Origin of the sequence: Achromobacter marplatensis (assembly GCF_002209535.1) — a bacterium.
Lineage (GTDB): Bacteria > Pseudomonadota > Gammaproteobacteria > Burkholderiales > Burkholderiaceae_B > Achromobacter > Achromobacter marplatensis.
Map to the genome: position 1 here is coordinate 172,926 of NZ_NJIG01000005.1, position 17,339 is coordinate 190,264.

The 17,339-nt window shown below is 65.0% G+C and carries 13 protein-coding genes and 1 pseudogene; 8 read left to right on the plus strand and 6 right to left on the minus strand.

The features are described 5' to 3' along the window. Positions 1–22 precede the first annotated feature (22 nt). From CEY09_RS13620 to CEY09_RS13645, 6 genes and pseudogenes are all read left to right on the plus strand, one after another. A complete protein-coding gene (locus tag CEY09_RS13620) occupies positions 23–907 on the plus strand; it encodes an FxLYD domain-containing protein (protein WP_088589015.1) in 885 nt (294 codons plus the stop codon). Next, positions 897–1,811 (plus strand): FxLYD domain-containing protein, encoded by a 915-nt coding sequence (locus CEY09_RS13625; RefSeq protein ID WP_088589016.1) that lies wholly within the window; start codon positions 897–899, stop codon positions 1,809–1,811. The genes CEY09_RS13620 and CEY09_RS13625 overlap by 11 nt, the downstream gene beginning before the upstream one ends. 222 nt (positions 1,812–2,033) lie before the next feature. After that, positions 2,034–4,625 carry a bifunctional aconitate hydratase 2/2-methylisocitrate dehydratase gene (gene acnB / locus CEY09_RS13630; protein WP_088589017.1) on the plus strand — a complete coding sequence of 864 codons (2,592 nt, stop codon included), beginning with the start codon at positions 2,034–2,036 and terminating at the stop codon, positions 4,623–4,625. A 228-nt stretch (positions 4,626–4,853) separates the two neighbouring features. Then, a complete protein-coding gene (locus CEY09_RS13635) occupies positions 4,854–5,453 on the plus strand; it encodes a transglycosylase SLT domain-containing protein (protein WP_088589018.1) in 600 nt (199 codons plus the stop codon). A 62-nt stretch (positions 5,454–5,515) separates the two neighbouring features. After that, a pseudogene (locus CEY09_RS13640) lies at positions 5,516–5,855 on the plus strand (type II toxin-antitoxin system RelE/ParE family toxin). Beyond that, positions 5,852–6,136 carry a helix-turn-helix domain-containing protein gene (locus CEY09_RS13645; RefSeq protein ID WP_088589019.1) on the plus strand — a complete coding sequence of 95 codons (285 nt, stop codon included), beginning with the start codon at positions 5,852–5,854 and terminating at the stop codon, positions 6,134–6,136. Before CEY09_RS13640 ends, CEY09_RS13645 begins: the two are co-directional and overlap by 4 nt. 76 nt (positions 6,137–6,212) lie before the next feature. Here CEY09_RS13645 and CEY09_RS13650 read toward each other — a convergent pair whose 3' ends face one another. The 6 genes from CEY09_RS13650 to CEY09_RS13670 form a co-directional block, all read right to left on the minus strand. Next, entirely contained in the window at positions 6,213–8,429 is a 2,217-nt protein-coding gene (locus CEY09_RS13650) for a TonB-dependent receptor (RefSeq protein WP_088589020.1), read from the minus strand. Positions 8,430–8,685: 256 nt separating this feature from the next. Beyond that, positions 8,686–8,868: a pirin-like C-terminal cupin domain-containing protein gene (locus tag CEY09_RS32495; RefSeq protein ID WP_234818295.1), complete on the minus strand. Its 183-nt coding sequence runs from the start codon at positions 8,866–8,868 to the stop codon at positions 8,686–8,688. After that, complete coding sequence (locus CEY09_RS13655) at positions 8,856–9,599, minus strand: pirin family protein (RefSeq protein ID WP_234818296.1); 744 nt, start codon at positions 9,597–9,599, stop codon at positions 8,856–8,858. The genes CEY09_RS32495 and CEY09_RS13655 overlap by 13 nt, the downstream gene beginning before the upstream one ends. Before the next feature lie 158 nt (positions 9,600–9,757). After that, a complete protein-coding gene (locus tag CEY09_RS13660; RefSeq protein ID WP_088589021.1) occupies positions 9,758–10,741 on the minus strand; it encodes a Bug family tripartite tricarboxylate transporter substrate binding protein in 984 nt (327 codons plus the stop codon). Between the two features lie 97 nt (positions 10,742–10,838). Continuing rightward, positions 10,839–12,341, minus strand: a complete 1,503-nt coding sequence (locus CEY09_RS13665; protein ID WP_088589022.1) for an AMP-binding protein — start codon at positions 12,339–12,341, stop codon at positions 10,839–10,841. Continuing rightward, complete coding sequence (locus tag CEY09_RS13670) at positions 12,338–13,225, minus strand: SDR family oxidoreductase (protein ID WP_167390081.1); 888 nt, start codon at positions 13,223–13,225, stop codon at positions 12,338–12,340. Before CEY09_RS13670 ends, CEY09_RS13665 begins: the two co-directional genes overlap by 4 nt. A gap of 160 nt (positions 13,226–13,385) precedes the next feature. Here CEY09_RS13670 and CEY09_RS13675 point away from each other — a divergent pair, with 160 nt between their 5' ends. Both CEY09_RS13675 and acnA read left to right on the plus strand, forming a co-directional pair. Beyond that, positions 13,386–14,315, plus strand: coding sequence for a LysR family transcriptional regulator (locus tag CEY09_RS13675; protein ID WP_088589024.1), 930 nt, complete (start codon positions 13,386–13,388; stop codon positions 14,313–14,315). A gap of 310 nt (positions 14,316–14,625) precedes the next feature. After that, entirely contained in the window at positions 14,626–17,331 is a 2,706-nt protein-coding gene (gene acnA, locus CEY09_RS13680; RefSeq protein ID WP_088589025.1) for an aconitate hydratase AcnA, read from the plus strand. The last annotated feature ends 8 nt before the right edge of the window (positions 17,332–17,339 follow it).

The following is a 17,339-nucleotide window of genomic DNA, read 5'->3' on the forward strand; positions in this document are numbered from 1 at the left end:
TTGCCGGTTAGACCTCGCCTGAATGACGCCCAAACACACCACGATCAATACCGTGACCCTGACCTGCTCGACTTGCGGCAGCGCTCAGTTCACCAAATTGGCCCCCAACGAATATCGCTGCAACCACTGCCACGCCTTGACGCTGGTAGAGGACGATGTCGCCCAGCGGCTGGAAAAGATCCTGCGCGGCATGCAGCAGCCCAGCCCGACGCCGCAGGTCCAGCCCGCGGTGCTCGCGGCCATCGGCTTGGCCGTGGCGGCGGTGATCGCCATTCCCCTGGTGGCCTCGCTGCTGAGTTCAGGCCGTGCACCGGTGCCGCAACGCCTGGTGCAACCGCCGCCGATCGATGCGTCGCTGGTGAAGCTGACCGACGTGCGCGAGGTGCAGCAACGCGGCCGCAAGCAGCTCGTCATGATGATGCGCAACGAGACCGGCAAAAAGATCGACGCGCCGCGCGTGACCGCGACCTTCTTCCAGGGCGAATTGACGCTGTCGTCGTCCTGGGGGTCGCCGTCGGCGCGTAGCTTGCAACCCGGCGAATACGCCCCCGTGCTGATTTCCGTGCCGGACAAGGCCTACAGCCGCTACACGCTGGAAGTCGCCACCCCCTCGCCCGCGCGCGGCAAGAACAACGATGTGGCGCCCAGCAAGGTGCAACTGGTGCGCAACGACGGCTCGTACCGGCTGGTCGGCCTGCTGAAGAACCAGGGCGCGACCGAGGCCAACAGCACTCAGATCACCGTCATCCTCTACGGCGACGACGGCGCGATGATCGGTACCGGCAACGGCTACGCCACCGCCAGCCCCCTGGCGTCCGGCGCGCTGACGTCGTTCGACGTGCACTGCGAGATGCTCGGCGACGGCAACGTCGCGTCCTACGATTACATGGTGCAAAGTGAACGCTGACCGCTCCGAAGCGAAACCCCTGTCCCGGCCGGCCAAGGCCGGGCTGGTGCTGATCATCCTGGCCGCCATCGGCTTCGCGCTGTACAAGCACACCCCCGTGCGGCCCTGGGCCATGCAGAAGTTCGCGCCCGCCCCCGCGCCGCAAGCCGCCGCCTCGTCCAAGGACACCCCGCCCAAAGAGGCGGGTCCTGCCAGCCGCATCGTGCGGGTCAGCCCGGCCAATACCCGGGTCATCGACCAGGTGCGCTTGACCACCGAAGAACTGCTGGACCCGGACTTTGCCCTGTTCGACCCGAAGGCGTTCAGCCTGTCCGCGCCGCGCCGGCTGCTGGACGAAATCGAACGCCCCGTCCTGTATACCGAGCTCGTCAACACCAGCGACACCTATGTGGCCCTGTCGCCGCGCGTGAAAATCGCCGTCTTCGACGGGTCGCGCGCGGTGGACTTGCGCCAGGAATGGGAACTGCCTACACACCTGTATCCGGGCGAGCGGGTGCCGATGGCGCTGCCGGGCGGCCGCTATGATCGGGTGACCGAGATGAAGGCGGATTGGCGGCCCGTCAAGCGCGCCGCGATGCCCGGCCCCCGCCCCAAGCTGGCCGTCACGGTGGAGAACACCGAGGCCAACATCGGCACGGGCACCCTCAATTTCAGCTACCGCTACCGTTACAAGTACGTCACCGTCCACGGCCGGGTACGCAATGAGGACCAGGCGGAGGTCGACAACGTGCGGGTCTGGATCAGCTTGTACGACGCCCAGGACCAGTTGTCCGGCGCCACGTTCAAGGAATTGCGGCTGCCCAAGCTCAAGCCGGGTGAGAGCGCGCCATTCGAAGCCCAGGTCAAGCAATACGGCGGCAATTTCGCCCGGGTAGGCCTGGTCTACGACGCCGTGGCTCGCTAAGCCGGGAACGGGCGCCGCCTCTGCGCGTCTGACGAAAAAGGCGGCTCACAGGGCCGCCTTTTCCTTGCCCGCGCCGCACAGCCGCCCGCGCGCCGTCGCCCGCAAGCAACAGCTATCGGCCCAGGTCTTATATAAGATATAAGACATTTGCTTGCGCCCCCCTCTTCCCTCTACAATTCCGCCAACAACCCTTCTTCCAACCCGACTTTGAGCAGGCCTCACATGCTGGATAACTACCGCCAACACGTTGCCGAACGCGCGGCTCTGGGGATTCCCCCGCTGCCCCTTACGGCTAAACAAACCGCTGAACTGATCGAACTGCTGAAGAACCCGCCCGCTGGCGAGGAGCAGAATCTGGTCGAACTGCTGACCTACCGTGTGCCGGCCGGCGTGGACGATGCCGCCAAGGTCAAGGCGTCCTACCTGGCCGCCGTGGCGCTGGGCAAGGAAGCTTGTGCGCTGATCAGCCGTGCCAAGGCGACGGAACTGCTGGGCACGATGCTCGGCGGCTACAACATTGGCCCGCTGGTCGACCTGCTGGATGATGCGGAAATCGGCACCATCGCCGCCGATGCGCTGAAAAAGACCCTGTTGATGTTCGACGCCTTCCATGACGTGAAGGAAAAGGCCGACCGCGGCAACGCCAACGCCAAGTCCGTGCTGCAAAGCTGGGCGGACGCCGAATGGTTCACCAGCCGTCCGGAACTGCCGGAAAGCCTGACCATCACCGTCTTCAAGGTGCCGGGCGAAACCAACACCGACGACCTGTCGCCGGCGCCTGACGCCACGACCCGCCCCGACATCCCGATGCACGCCCTGGCGATGCTGAAGAACAAGCGCGACGGCGCCGCGTTCGAACCGGAAGAAGACGGCAAGCGCGGCCCGGTCAAGTTCATCGAATCGCTGAAGGAAAAGGGCCACCTGGTCGCCTACGTGGGCGACGTGGTCGGCACGGGTTCGTCGCGCAAGTCGGCCACCAACTCGGTCCTGTGGTTCACGGGCGAAGACATCCCCTTCGTGCCGAACAAGCGCTTTGGCGGCGTGTGCCTGGGCAACAAGATCGCCCCGATCTTCTACAACACGATGGAAGACGCCGGCGCCCTGCCGATCGAGCTCGACGTTTCCAAGATGGAAATGGGTGACGTGGTCGAACTGCGCCCCTACGAAGGCAAGGCACTGAAGAACGGCGAAGTCATCGCTGAATTCGAAGTGAAGTCCGACGTGCTGTTCGACGAAGTGCGCGCCGGCGGCCGCATTCCGCTGATCATCGGCCGCGGCCTGACCAGCAAGGCGCGCGAAGCGCTGGGCCTGGCCCCGTCGACGCTGTTCCGCCTGCCCAAGGATCCGGTCGACACCGGACGCGGCTACACGCTGGCCCAGAAGATGGTCGGCCGCGCCTGCGGCCTGCCGGAAGGCCGCGGTATCCGCCCGGGCACCTACTGCGAACCGAAGATGACCTCGGTCGGCAGCCAGGACACCACCGGCCCGATGACCCGCGACGAACTGAAAGACCTGGCTTGCCTGGGCTTCTCGGCCGATCTGGTGATGCAGTCGTTCTGCCACACCGCCGCCTACCCGAAGCCCGTGGACGTCAAGACGCATCACACGCTGCCCGAATTCATCAGCACCCGCGGCGGCATCTCGCTGCGCCCGGGTGATGGCGTGATCCACTCGTGGCTGAACCGCATGCTGTTGCCCGACACCGTCGGCACCGGCGGCGACTCGCACACCCGTTTCCCGATCGGCATCTCGTTCCCGGCCGGTTCGGGCCTGGTGGCCTTTGCCGCCGCCACGGGCGTGATGCCCCTGGACATGCCGGAATCGGTGCTGGTCCGCTTCAAGGGCAAGCTGCAGCCTGGCGTCACCCTGCGCGACCTGGTCAACGCCATCCCGCTGTACGCCATCAAGCAAGGCCTGCTGACGGTTGCCAAGCAAGGCAAGAAGAACATCTTCTCCGGCCGCATCCTGGAAATCGAAGGCCTGCCCGACCTGAAGGTCGAACAAGCCTTTGAGCTGTCGGACGCCTCCGCAGAACGTTCGGCCGCCGGCTGCTCGGTCCACCTGAACAAGGAACCGATCATCGAATACATCAACAGCAACATCGTGATGTTGAAGTGGATGATCGCCAACGGCTACGAAGACGAGCGCACGCTGGGCCGCCGCATCAAGGCCATGGAAGCCTGGCTGGCTGATCCCCAGCTGCTGGCTCCGGATGCCGACGCCGAATACGCCGCCGTCATCGAAATCGACCTGGCCGACGTGCACGAGCCCATCGTGGCCTGCCCGAACGACCCGGACGACGTCAAGACGCTGTCGGAAGTCGCCGGCGCCAAGATCGACGAAGTGTTCATCGGCAGCTGCATGACCAACATCGGCCACTTCCGCGCAGCCTCCAAGCTGCTGGAAGGCAAGCGCGACATCCCGGTCAAGCTGTGGATTGCCCCGCCGACCAAGATGGACGCCACGCAGCTCACCGAAGAAGGCCACTACGGCGTGTTCGGCACGGCAGGTGCGCGCACCGAAATGCCGGGCTGCTCGCTGTGCATGGGCAACCAGGCCCAAGTGCGCGAAGGCGCGACCGTCATGTCGACCAGCACCCGCAACTTCCCGAACCGCCTGGGCAAGAACACGAACGTGTACCTGGGCTCGGCTGAACTGGCCGCCATCTGCTCGAAGCTGGGCCGGATTCCGACCAAGGAAGAGTACATGGGCGATATGGGCGTCATCAACAAGAGCGGCGACCAGATCTACCAATACCTGAACTTCGACAAGATCGCGGACTACAAGGACGTGGCGGACGTAATCGAGGTCTAAGCCTCGCGCGATAGCCAGGTTTTCAGCCTGCACGACGGCCCCGGAGCGATCCGGGGCCGTTTTTCTTTGTCCGCCGCAAACGGATCCCGGCCGAGCGGACCAAAAATTTAAGGGACGGAACTTTTCCGGCGATACGTTTTCATACAATCGCGCTACCTTGTGACACTTAGCCCTTAACCCGGCGCGGCTTGCCGCCTGCGCCCCCCTTATCCAGGAGGACGCCTGCCAATGACCCGGCTTTTGCTGCCGCCGCTGCTACTGCTGGCGCTTGCCGGTTGCGCCACCGCGCCGCCATCCAATCCCGAGAACATCTGCGCGATCTTCCGCGAAAAGCCGGACTGGCATGACGCCGCCCTGAAAGTGCAGAAGAAGTGGGGCGCGCCCGTCCCGGTGCCGATGGCTATGATGTACCAGGAGTCCTCGTTCAAGCAGGACGCCGTGCCGCCCCGCTACTACTTCCTGGGCATTATCCCCTGGGGCCGCGTCAGTTCCGCCTACGGTTATGCGCAAGCCAAGGACGAAACCTGGGCCGACTACAAGAAAGAGGCAGGCGGCTGGGGCTCCAGCCGCGACAACTTCGCCGACGCGCTGGATTTCATGGGCTGGTACATGAGCAAGTCGCAGCGCATCAACGGGGTGTCGAAGTGGGATGCCTACGGCCAATACCTGAATTACCACGAAGGCTGGACCGGCTACCGCAACCGCAGCTACGACCGCAAGGCATGGCTGAAGACGGTGTCGCAAAGGGTGCAGGCGCGCGCGGAGAAGTTCACGTCGCAGTACAAGAGCTGCGAGGCGGATCTGACGCGGGGGGGATGGTTCTGGTGACGTCCGGACACGAGCCAAGGCCTACGTCTGGCTAAATATACAAAAATTTGTATAATCAGGCCATGAAAGTCCGCAAACCCGTGGAATTCGTTGGCACGGCACTCGACGATCTACGGACCTTTCCCTTGTCCGCCCGGCGTAACGCGGGTCACCAGATAGACCAAGTGCAACGGGGTCTTGAACCGGACGATTGGAAGCCTATGGCGACCATCGGACAGGGGAGTCCGCGAGATTCGAATTCGTGATGACTTAGGCGCCTTCCGAGTCATCTATGTCGCGAAACTGGCCGACGCCGTCTATGTCTTGCACTGCTTTCAAAAGAAGACGGCGAAAACTGGTAGACCTGACCTGGATCTGGCGATCAAACGATACCGGAGCTTGTTGAAGGAGTTGGACCAATGACCAAGCAAAGATATGCCAGCGTGTGGGACGCGATAGAAGATACGCCCGCCGAAGCCGAAAACATGAAATTGCGCTCCGAACTGATGCTGGCGTTGAAGAATCACATTGCCCACGCAGAAATGAGCCAGCAAGAAGCGGCGCAACTATTCGGCGTCACCCAACCGCGCATTTCCGACCTGATGCGTGGAAAAATAAACCTGTTTGGATTGGACGCCCTGGTCAACATGGCCGCCGCTGCCGGTCTGCATGTGGAACTGCGCATCCACCAGGAAGCTGCCTGACAAAACGGGAAGTTCCATGCAAAACCCCGGCTTGGCGCCGGGGTTTTGCATGCATGCCGGCTCATGCCGGCCACGATCAGAAGTCCATGCTGGCCGACAGCAGGAACGTGCGCGGACCGCCCAGGACCAGGTAGCCGTTGCCCGGGTAGCCGCCCACCGACGACCAGTAGTTGCGGTTGGCGATGTTCTCGACGCGCGCGCGCAGGGTCACGACGTGGCCGTCGACGTCCATCATGTAACGCAGGCCGGCGTCAAAGCGGGTCCAGCCCGGCACCTTGAGGGTGTTGGCATCGTTCGCATAGGACGAACCGGTGTAGACCACGCGGCCGTCTACAGCCAGGCCCTGGACGCCCGGAATATCCCATTCCACGCCCATGTTGGCTTGGAAGCGCGGCACGCCGATCACGCGGTTGCCGTCCAGCGAAGCCGTGCCGGTCGAGCGCTGCTCGGCGTCCAGCCACGTCAGGCCGCCCAGTACGCGCACGCTCTTGACGGGTTCGCCGTAGACGGTCAGTTCCGCGCCCTGATGGCGGTCCTTGCCCGAGGTCGTCAGCTCGTTGCTGGCGTTGTACATCGCGCGTGGCTTGTCCGTGGAGAAGAGCGCCAGACCGGCGCCCAGCCCGTCGCCTTCGTACTTCACGCCGATTTCCTTTTGCTTGGACACGTAGGGCTGCAGGCTCTGGCCGACGTTGGGCACCGGCCGGCCGTTGGCGTTCGCGGGCGCCGTCGGTCCTGCAACCAGCGCCTCAATGTAGTTCGCGTACAGCGAAACGCTGGGCGCCACCTTGAACACGATGCCGGCGGCAGGCGAATTGCGGCTGGCGTCATAGGCGCCATTTTCCTTGCCGGTGTTGTAGGCGTAGTCGCGTTGCGACAGGCGCTGGTGGCGGATGCCCAGGGTCAGCAGCACCTTGTCGTCCAGGAAGGACAAGGTATCGCCCAGGGCATAGCTGCTCATGCGCGTGCGCCCTTGCAGCGCAGGGTTGTCGATATCGTTGCCGCGCAGCGCGCCGGCGCTGAAGGCAGGCTTGTCGTAAGACACCGGGTCATAGATGTTGGTGGCAAACGTGTTCGCGTAATCCATGATGTAGGCATTCTTCTTCTTCAGATCGAAGAAGGACGCCGACACGACGAACTCATGGCCCACCGGACCCGTGCGCACCTTGGCGCGCAGACCCAGTTCGCCGGTGTTGACGCTGTCTTCGCGGGTATTGTCGAAGCGGTAGAAATTGCCCGCGCCCGTGCTGCCGTTGGTCAAGGTCACGTTGCCCAGCGAGTTCGCTTCATCGCTGCGGCGAAAACCGTAGGCGGCCCAACCGGTCAGCTTGTCGCTGAAGTCATGTTCCGCGCGCACGGTGCCGAACACATCGCGCTCGTTGGAATACGACCACGGCTGCGCATAGTTGGAGCTGGCGTCGGGCGCATCAGGCACGCTGGTCACGCCTGCGCCCATCGTCACGTTCGGACGCGCGCGCTTGAGCTTGTTTTCCTGCCAACCGATATCGCCCGACAAACGCGTATCGGCCGAGCGCCAATCCAGGCCCAACGACACCAGGCTGGTGCGGGAATGTTCGTCATCGATCGCCGTGTCGCCGCTGCGCTGCGCCGCGTTCAAGCGGATGCCCGTGCTGCCGTCCGGACCGAAGCGCCGGGCGATATCGGTGGACACCTGGAACTGGCCGCCGCTGGAAATGCCCGTGGTGACGCGGGTCAGCGGCTCGTTCGGCGCACGCTTGGGCACCAGGTTGATGACGCCGCCGATGCCGCCGCCGCCAGGCGTCGCGCCCGTCAGGAACGCCGACGCGCCGCGCAGCACTTCCACGCGTTCGAACAGTTCGGTAGCGATGTACTGGCGGGGCAGCAGGCTGTACAACCCGTTGTAGGCCACGTCGTCCGAGCTCAGGATGAAGCCGCGGATGAAGTAGGACTCCTGGAAGTTGCCAAAGCCGCGCGCCACGCGCACGCCCGAGTCGTTCTGCAGCACGTCGCCCACGCTGCGCGCCTGCTTGTCCTGGATCAGTTCGTTCGTATAGCTGGTGATGCTGAACGGGGTGCTCAGGTTGTCTTGCGTGCCCAGCACGCCGACGCGGCCGCCCGTGGCCACCTGCCCGCCCGCAAAGGGCGCAGCCAGGCCGCCGGCCGACGCATCGGCGCTGGCCTCGACTTTGATGGCTTCCATCGACACGACTGAGCCGTTGGGCGCGGCGGGTTGGGCTTGGGGTGCGGTTTGACCGTAGACGACACCCAGGCACGGCAGCGTAGCGGCCACGCAGGCAAGAGTTCTGATTTTCATATCGGGATCGAGAGGGGGCAAGAGAAGCGCGTCGCTGCGCAAAGAAACGCAAAATCCCGATGGGTCACGCACGGAAAACGGCTGATCAGTCGCACCACCGCAAGGCCGGAACGGCCTTGCCGAGCCCGTTCACCAAGGGGTCTTGAGGTCTTACGCAGGAAATCTTATCAAACAGAGAATCATTATTATTACATCCCCAATAACAGAAAGACGGTTCGTTGTCGCCACGCAACAAACGCCCCTTATGGCGGCAGGGTCAAGCCGCCTGATCCTGCCGCAACTGTCCGAAGTCGCCCGCCTCGTAGGCGGCCAGTGCCCGCGTCAGGTCCCGCTGACTCGCCATTACGATCGGGCCGTGCCGAAAGACGGGTTCGTCCACGGCGGGGCCGGCGATCAACACAAAATGGGCGGGCACCTTGCCCGCCATCAGCAGCAGCACGCCTTCATCGTCGGCGGATGTCGCCGATGCCGCCAACGCGGCCGCCTCTCTGAGCACGGCAAAATCCGGGTCCCACCCTGCCGCTTCGGCAAGGGCGGCGCTCCATGTCGACGATGCCGGGCGCGCACCCCCAGCTCGCCCTGCACGGCGTAGACCCAGGCGTTCCAGCCGGGCGGCAGCGGAAGCAACTGGGTCGCGCCCGGGCGCAGCCAGCCGTCCAGGATCATCAGCGCCTCGGGGGTGGCCAGCGGCGACTGCCAGCCGCCGTGGCTGCCCGCCACGACGCGGAAGCGGCCGGCGTCCGTCTGAATGACCGGCATCTCCCAGGCGCGCAACAGCGACACGGCCGGTGGCAGGGTCTTCAACCGGTCCGGCAGGTTCAAGGCGATGCGCAGCCCGTTCAAGCGGGCCGGGCCCGTCGGCTGCTGCGTGCGCAGGATGCCCTTGCCAGCGACCGTCCAATGCAGGTCGCCCGCCCTCGCCTCATGGTCGTTGCCCTCGCTGTCCCGGCATTGCATGACGCCTTTGGCATCTTCCAATAGCAGCGTAGCGGCGCACAGGCCGGCGTACGGCAGGGGCGCGGCCGTGGGGCCGGTCATGATGAAGTGATCCACCATGACGACGGGCGACGGGCTATGGGAAAAATCGGTATGCAGGAACTGGCGGAGGGTGCAGGCCTCGCCCACTGACTGGGGCTGGCCGGCAACGACGCTACTGAGATGGATAGTCAAAAAATGCTGCCTGATGAGGGAGTGACGCTAGGGCCTGTACACGTGAAAAGGAAATTCCCTTTTGCGTGGACAGGCCCTAGCTGACGCGAAGCTTATGGGTTCCGCGTAACCCGCGCAATCCCCCATTTCCCCGCAGTCGTCCCGACGCCCGGGTGTGCTCAGTCGAGCTTGATTTGGTTCGCCCGGATCACCGCGCCCCAGCGTTCGCGGTCTTCGGCGACGTACCGGTCGGTCTCGGCCTGGTCGCGCGGTGCCTGGATCACCAGCCCCAGGGTCTGGAAGCGTTCCCGGAAATCCGGCTGCGCCATGACGCGGGCCACGGCATCCTGCAGGGCCTTGGCCTCGGCGGCCGGCGTGGCCAGCGGCACGGCAACGCCGAACCACGTCGCCGCGCGGAAGCCCGGAAAACCGCTTTCAGCCACGGTGGGCACGTCCGGCAGCACGGGCAGCCGCTCAGCCGTGGTCACCGCCAGCGCCTTGATCTTGTTTTCCTTCACCAGCGGCAAGGACGTGCTGATGACGTCGACCATCAATTGCGTGTCGTTGGCCATCAATGAACTGAGCGCGGGCGCGCTGCCGTTGTACGGGATGTGGGCAATATCGATGCCGGTGCGTGTCTTGAGCAATTCGGTCGCCAGCTGCAAGGGGTTGCCGATCCCGACCGACGCATAGTTCAACTTGCCGGGGCGCGCCTTGGCATAGCTGACGAACTGCGCCCAGGTCGTGGCAGGCACCTCGTTGTTCGCCACGACGACCAGCGGCAACTCGGCCACCACCGACAGCACGCGGAAATCGCGCGCCGCGTCGTAGGAAATCTTCTGATAAAGCATGGGGTTAAGCACCATGCTGGCGTTGCTGGCCAGGAACAGCGTATAGCCGTCGGGCTGCGCGCGGGCCACCTGGGTGGCGGCGATCATGGTGTTGGCGCCCGGCTTGTTTTCAACCACGACCGACTGGGAAAGCTCGCGCGACAGGCGCTCGGCCAACACGCGCGACAACTGATCCGCCGCGCCGCCAGGCGTGTAGGGCACCACCAGTTTGACTGGCCTGTCGGGGAATGCCGCCAGGGCCTGCGGGGCGCCTGCGGCGCACACCAGCATGGCGGCCGCGGCGCGTCCGAACCAACGATTCATCTGCAACATGCTTGTCTCCCGAGTCTTTACCGACTCTTATATTGGGTACTGCCTGAAGGGACTGGACGACGGCGCAGGCGGTCTTTCGTAAGGCCGCACCGGGCCGCTACACCTTGCGCGCGTGGCCCTCCCAGAATTCCGCCCGCAGGCGGCGCTTGGCGATCTTGCCGTTGTCGTCGCGTGGGAGCGCTTGCCGCATTTCTAGCCCGCGCGGCACCTTGTAGCGGGCGATCCGGGAGGTCAGCCAAGCCATGGCGTCTTCCAGGTCCAGCGCGGCCCCCGGCGCGGGCTGGACCAAGCCCAGCAGGCGTTCGCCGAACTCCGGATCCGGTACGCCGAAGACCGCGCAATCGGCCACGCCGGGGTATTGCATCAGGTGGTGCTCGATTTCCGCCGGATAGATGTTCACGCCGCCCGAAATCACCAGATCCGATTCGCGATCGCATACGAAGAGATAGCCGTCCTCGTCGACGTACCCCAGGTCGCCCAGCCCGATCAGGCCATCGCGCTCAACCGCCTGCCGCGCCTCGGGATGGTTGCGGTAGGTGAAGTCGGCATACGCCGGCTGGCGTACGTAGATGCGGCCGACTTGGCCGGGCGCGCACACCGAGCCATCCTCCGCGTAAATGCGCACCTGCGCGGGCCCAATCGGCCGCCCAGCGCTGCCGGGCTTGGCCAGCGCTTCATGCGAATCGATCGCGGTCACCATGCCCGCTTCGCTGGACGCGTAGGTTTCATGCACGACCGGCCCCAGCCAGTCGATCATCGCGCGCTTGAGTTCCGGGGCGCAGGGCGCGCCCGTCGAAGCCACGAAGCGCAGCGAAGACAGATCGAATGACGCCCGCGTTTGCGCATCCAGCTTCAATAGGCGCACATACATAATGGGCACGAGATAGACCGTATCGATGCGGTGCGTCTCGATCAGGCGCAAGACCTCGACCGCGTCGAAACGCCGCGTCAGCACCAGCGTGTCACACACGCGCAGCGCCACCTGCGCGAAGACGCTGGGCGCGCTGTGGTAGATCGGCGCCGGCAACAACGCGCGGCTCCCCGGGCGCAAGCCGTAGGCCCGCTCGACCACAGCCTCCACGGCCGCCAGGTGCTCGGCAAGCCGGTCCACCGGAAAAGGCTGGCGCACCACGCCCTTGGGGCGCCCCGTCGTGCCCGACGTATAGGCCATGTGGCCGCGCGGCGCGACCAGCGGGCCGTCATACCGGGGCTGGACGTTACGCCAGGCCTCGTAGTCGTTGGCCTCGAAGGCCGCGCCCGCCTCGGCCATGACCCGCAGCACGGGCAAGCCGGCAGGCAGCGCCGCCCATACCTGGCGCCACAGGTCGTCTTCGGCGATCAACAACTTCGCGCCGCTGTCGTTCACCAGAAAGGCCACCTCGTCGGCCGTGTAGTGCCAATTGATCGGGCAGTAGTAGCAGCCCAGTCGCTTGCAGGCCAGGATGATTTCCAGATAGGGCATGCCGTTGCGCAGCAGCACCGCGATCACGTCGCCTTCGCGTATGCCCATGGCCGCCAGCCCCGCCGCCACCTGCTCGCCTCGCGCGGCGAGCGCGTCGCGGTCAAGCTGGAGGTCGCCCGCGATGATCAGTCCGCTCATGCCGGCTTCCCGGCGCGCAGGGCCTTGTCCTGCGCGGTGCGCGCTTCGATCGCGGCGCGGGCCGCAGCCCAGTCTTCCTCGGTCCATTCGAAGTACTGTTTGAAATACGCGCCGTTGGCCAGATAGTCGCCGCCGTCCAACGCAATCGTCTGGCCGTTGATCCAGTCGTTGCCCGGCCCCAGCAGAAAGGCCGCCAGTTCCCCGATATCGTGCCCCGTGCCCAGTCTCCGCATGGGGTTCTGCTGGATCAGGGCGTCCTGGCCGTCGCCATTCGGGCGCAGCCGCGCGGTCGCGCCTTCCGTGGGGATCACACCCGGCGCGATGGCGTTCATGCGGATCCCGTGCCGGCCCCACTCAACCGCCAGCGATTTGGTCATCGCGTCGATGCCGGCCTTGGACATGGCCGAGGGCACCACGAACGGCGATCCGGTCCAGACCCACGTCACGACGATGGACACCACCGCGCCCTGCGCCCCGGTGGCGATCCAGCGCTTGCCCACGGCCTGGGTCGTATAGAAGGTGCCGCGGAATACCGTATCGGCAATGGCGTTGAAGCCGCGCGCCGACAGCTTTTCGGTCGGGCTGATGAAGTTGCCGGCGGCGTTGTTGATCAGGCCGTCCAGGCCTCCGTGCGAGGTCCAGATCCCCTCCACCATCGCATCGACCGCGTCCGCGTCACGGATGTCCACCGCGTGGGCATGCGCCTCGCCCCCGTGCCGGGCGCGCAGGGCGGCAGCAGCTTCCTCCAAGACGGACAAGCGGCGTCCGCACAGATGGACGGTGGCGCCCAGGGACGCCAATTGATCGGCCATCGCGTAGCCCAGCCCGGTTCCCCCGCCCGTAACGAGGATGCGCTGGCCGCGGAACAAGTCCGCCCGGAACATGCTTTGCGGCATGGTTTGTCTCCTGTTGTCATTGGAATTGCCGGCACCGGACGCGTGGTGCCGATGCGGTTCAGGGCCAGAATATCAACGCACAGATATCGCGACAATCCTTCACCCTGAGTAAACTCTGTTTCCTCACAGGCAACAATCGACGACGCCCATGTCCGCCTTGCCCACGCTAGACCTGAACCTGATCCAGCTGTTCGTGACCATCGTCGAAGCGGGCACGCTCAGCGAAGCGGCGTCGCGCCAGGGCGTCACCCGGTCCCACGTCAGCCGCAATCTGCAGAAGCTGGAGCGGGCGTTCGGGGCGCAGTTGATCCGACGCACCACCCGCCGCCTGGAACTCACGCATCAGGGCACCGTGCTGTACGAGCACGGCGCCCGCATGGCCGGCGAGGTGGAATCGGCGCGCCACGCCTTGCAGAAGCTGGGCGCCGAACCCACCGGCCACGTTCGCCTGTCGCTGCCGACCGGGCTGGGCGAACTGGATGCGCTGCGCCCGCTGTTGGTGCGCTTCGCGCTGGCGCATCCCAGCCTGAGCCTGCGCGTGCTGTTTTCCAACCGGGTCAGCGATTTGATCTCGTCCGAGATCGACGTGGCCCTGCGCGTGGTCTCATCACCCCCGCAGGACTACGTGGCGCGCGAACTGGGGGACGTGAAATGGCATCTATGCGCCGCCCCCGCCTATTTGCAGCGCGCCGGCACGCCCGCGCATCCGCGCGACCTGGGGCGGCTGGACTTTCTTTGCCCGCCCGGCCCCAAGCCCCAGGCGACGCTGCGTCTGCACCGCAAAGGGCAAAGCTACGAGGTCAAGCTGGCGCCCCGGCTGCAATCCGAATACTTCCCGTTCCTGGCCGAGGCGGCCCGCGACGGCGCGGGCGTGGCGCTGCTGCCGGCCTACATCGTGCAGCCCGACCTGCAGGCCCGGCGGCTGCGCGAGGTGCTGCCCGCCTACAAGGCCGAAGGGCCAGGCGACAAGCTCTTCATCCTGACCTCGCCCACCCCCTACCCGTCCACCGCCCAGCGGGCGCTGGTGGATTACCTGAAGGCCGAACTCGAGCCCCTGCTGCGCGATTTCCTCGCCTGAAACGCCCCCGCCCCGCCGGCCGCCGGCCCCCGGCGCGGCCCGCCATGCAACGGTAGGACTTCTTTGGTAAAACCGCGGGGTCTTGCAGGCTTGGCCCTTGTCCGCCAAAGTAGGGGTTTTGCAGCAGTTCCGGCTGCCGCTTTCCGGAACAGGGGCGGAACTTTGACGCGCCACCCAAGTCTTATATAAGATATAAGACATAAGGACGCGCACGGGCCTGTCTCCCCTACAATGACAAACGCGCCAAAACGCCAAAAAATGCCGCCTGCGCTTGGGTAACAGTAAGCCAGGCAAAACCACGGAGTCCATCATGCCGCACAACACCCTCGATACTCTCAAGAATTTCAAGATCGGCAATAAATCCTGTCAGTACTACTCGCTGCCGGCGCTGGGCAAGTCCCTCGGCATCGATGTGCAGCGGCTCCCGGTTTCGATCCGCATCGTGCTGGAATCCGTGCTGCGCAACTGTGATGGCAAGAAGGTCACGGAAGAACACGTCAAGCAGCTCGCCAACTGGCAGGCCAATGCCCGCCGCGAAGACGAGATCCCGTTCGTCGTGGCCCGCGTCGTGCTGCAGGACTTCACCGGCGTGCCGCTGCTGGCTGACATCGCCGCCATGCGCTCGGTGGCCGACAAGATGGGCAAGAGCCCCAAGAGCATCGAACCGCTGGTGCCGGTGGACCTGGTCGTTGACCACTCGGTCATGATCGATTACTTCGGCACCAAGAATGCGCTGGACCTGAACATGAAGCTGGAATTCAAGCGCAACCAGGAGCGCTACCAGTTCATGAAGTGGGGCATGCAGGCGTTCGACACCTTCGGGGTCGTGCCTCCGGGCTTCGGCATCGTCCACCAGGTCAACCTGGAGTACTTGGCGCGCGGCGTGCATCAGGACAAGAAGAACAATGTCTACTACCCCGATTCGCTGGTGGGCACCGACAGCCACACCACGATGATCAACGGCATCGGCGTGGTGGGCTGGGGCGTGGGCGGCATCGAAGCCGAAGCCGGCATGCTGGGCCAGCCCGTGTACTTCCTGACGCCCGACGTGGTGGGCGTGGAACTCAAGGGCCAGTTGCGCGGCGGCGTCACCGCCACCGACCTGGTGCTGACCATCACCGAAATGCTGCGCCGTGAAAAAGTGGTGGGCAAGTTCGTCGAATTTTGCGGTGAAGGCACCGCCAGCCTGACGGTGGCCGAACGCGCCACCATCGGCAACATGGCGCCGGAATACGGCGCCACCATGGGCTTCTTCCCCGTCGACGAACGCACCATCGACTACTTCCGCGGCACCGGCCGCACCGAAGACGAGATCGCCGCCTTCGAAGCCTATTTCAAGGCCCAGAAGATGTTCGGCATCCCGGCCGCCCAGGACATCAACTTCACCAAGCTGCTGACGCTGGACCTGTCCACCGTGGCCCCGTCGCTGGCCGGCCCGAAGCGCCCGCAAGACCGCATCGAAATCGGCAACGTCAAGAACACGTTCATTGACCTGTTCTCCAAGCCCATCGCCGAGAACGGCTTCAACCAGCCCGCCGAAAAGCTGGGTGAAACCTTCACCACCAGCACCGGCACCAAGATCAAGAATGGCGACATCCTGATCGCCGCCATCACGTCGTGCACCAACACGTCCAACCCCAACGTGCTGCTGGCCGCCGGCCTGCTGGCCAAGAAGGCCGTGGAAGCCGGCTTGAAGGTACCCAAGCACATCAAAACCTCGCTTGCCCCCGGATCACGCGTCGTCACCGACTACCTGACCAAGACGGGCCTCCTGCCCTACCTGGAAAAGCTGGGCTTCGACGTGGCCGCCTACGGCTGCACCACCTGCATCGGCAACGCGGGCGACCTGACGCCGGACCTGAACGAAGCCATCACCGGCAACGATCTCGTCTGCTCGGCCGTGCTGTCGGGCAACCGCAACTTCGAAGCGCGTATCCACCCGAACATCAAGGCCAACTTCCTGGCCTCGCCCCCGCTGGTCGTGGCCTACGCGCTGGCCGGCACCGTCACGCGCGACCTGATGACCGAACCCGTGGGCCGCGGCAAGAACGGCGACGTCTGGCTGGGCGACATCTGGCCCACGTCCGAAGAAGTCGAAGCGCTGATGAAGCATGCGCTGGACCCGAAGGTCTTCGAAGCCAACTACGGCCAGGTCAAGAGCAACCCGGGCAAGCTCTGGGAGAACATCAAGGGCGTCAACGGCGACACCTACAACTGGCCGGAATCGACCTACATCGCTGAGCCGCCCTTCTTCGAAGGCTTCGGCATGACGCCGGCCGCCATGCCGGCCGTCAAGGGCGCACGCGCGCTGGGCGTGTTCGGCGACTCGGTCACCACCGACCACATCTCGCCCGCCGGTTCCATCAAGGAAACCTCGCCCGCAGGCAAGTGGCTCAAGGCCAACGGCGTCATGAAGGCCGATTTCAACAGCTACGGCTCGCGCCGCGGCAACCACGAAATCATGATGCGCGGCACGTTCGCCAACGTGCGCATCAAGAACCTGATGATCCCGTCGCTGCCGGACGGCAGCCGCTTCGAAGGCGGCGAAACCCTGTTCCAGCCCACCGGCGAACAGATGTCCATCTATGACGCGGCCATGAAGTACGTGGCCGACGGCACGCCCACCGTGGTGTTCGGCGGCGAAGAGTACGGCACCGGATCGTCGCGCGACTGGGCGGCCAAGGGCACCCAGCTGCTGGGCGTGAAGGCCGTCATCACCCGCAGCTTCGAACGCATCCACCGCAGCAACCTGGTGGGCATGGGCGTGCTGCCGCTGCAGTTCAAGGGCGCCGACAGCGTGCAATCGCTGGGCATCACCGGCGAAGAGACCTACGACATCTCGGGCCTGGAAAATGGCATCAAGCCGATGCAGGACGTGACGCTGACGATCACCCGCAAAGACGGTTCGAAGCAGGACGTGACGGTGCTGCTGCGCATCGACACCCCGATCGAGGTCGACTACTACCAGCACGGCGGCATCCTGCCCTTCGTGCTGCGCCAACTGCTGGCCGCCTGAGTCCGCTC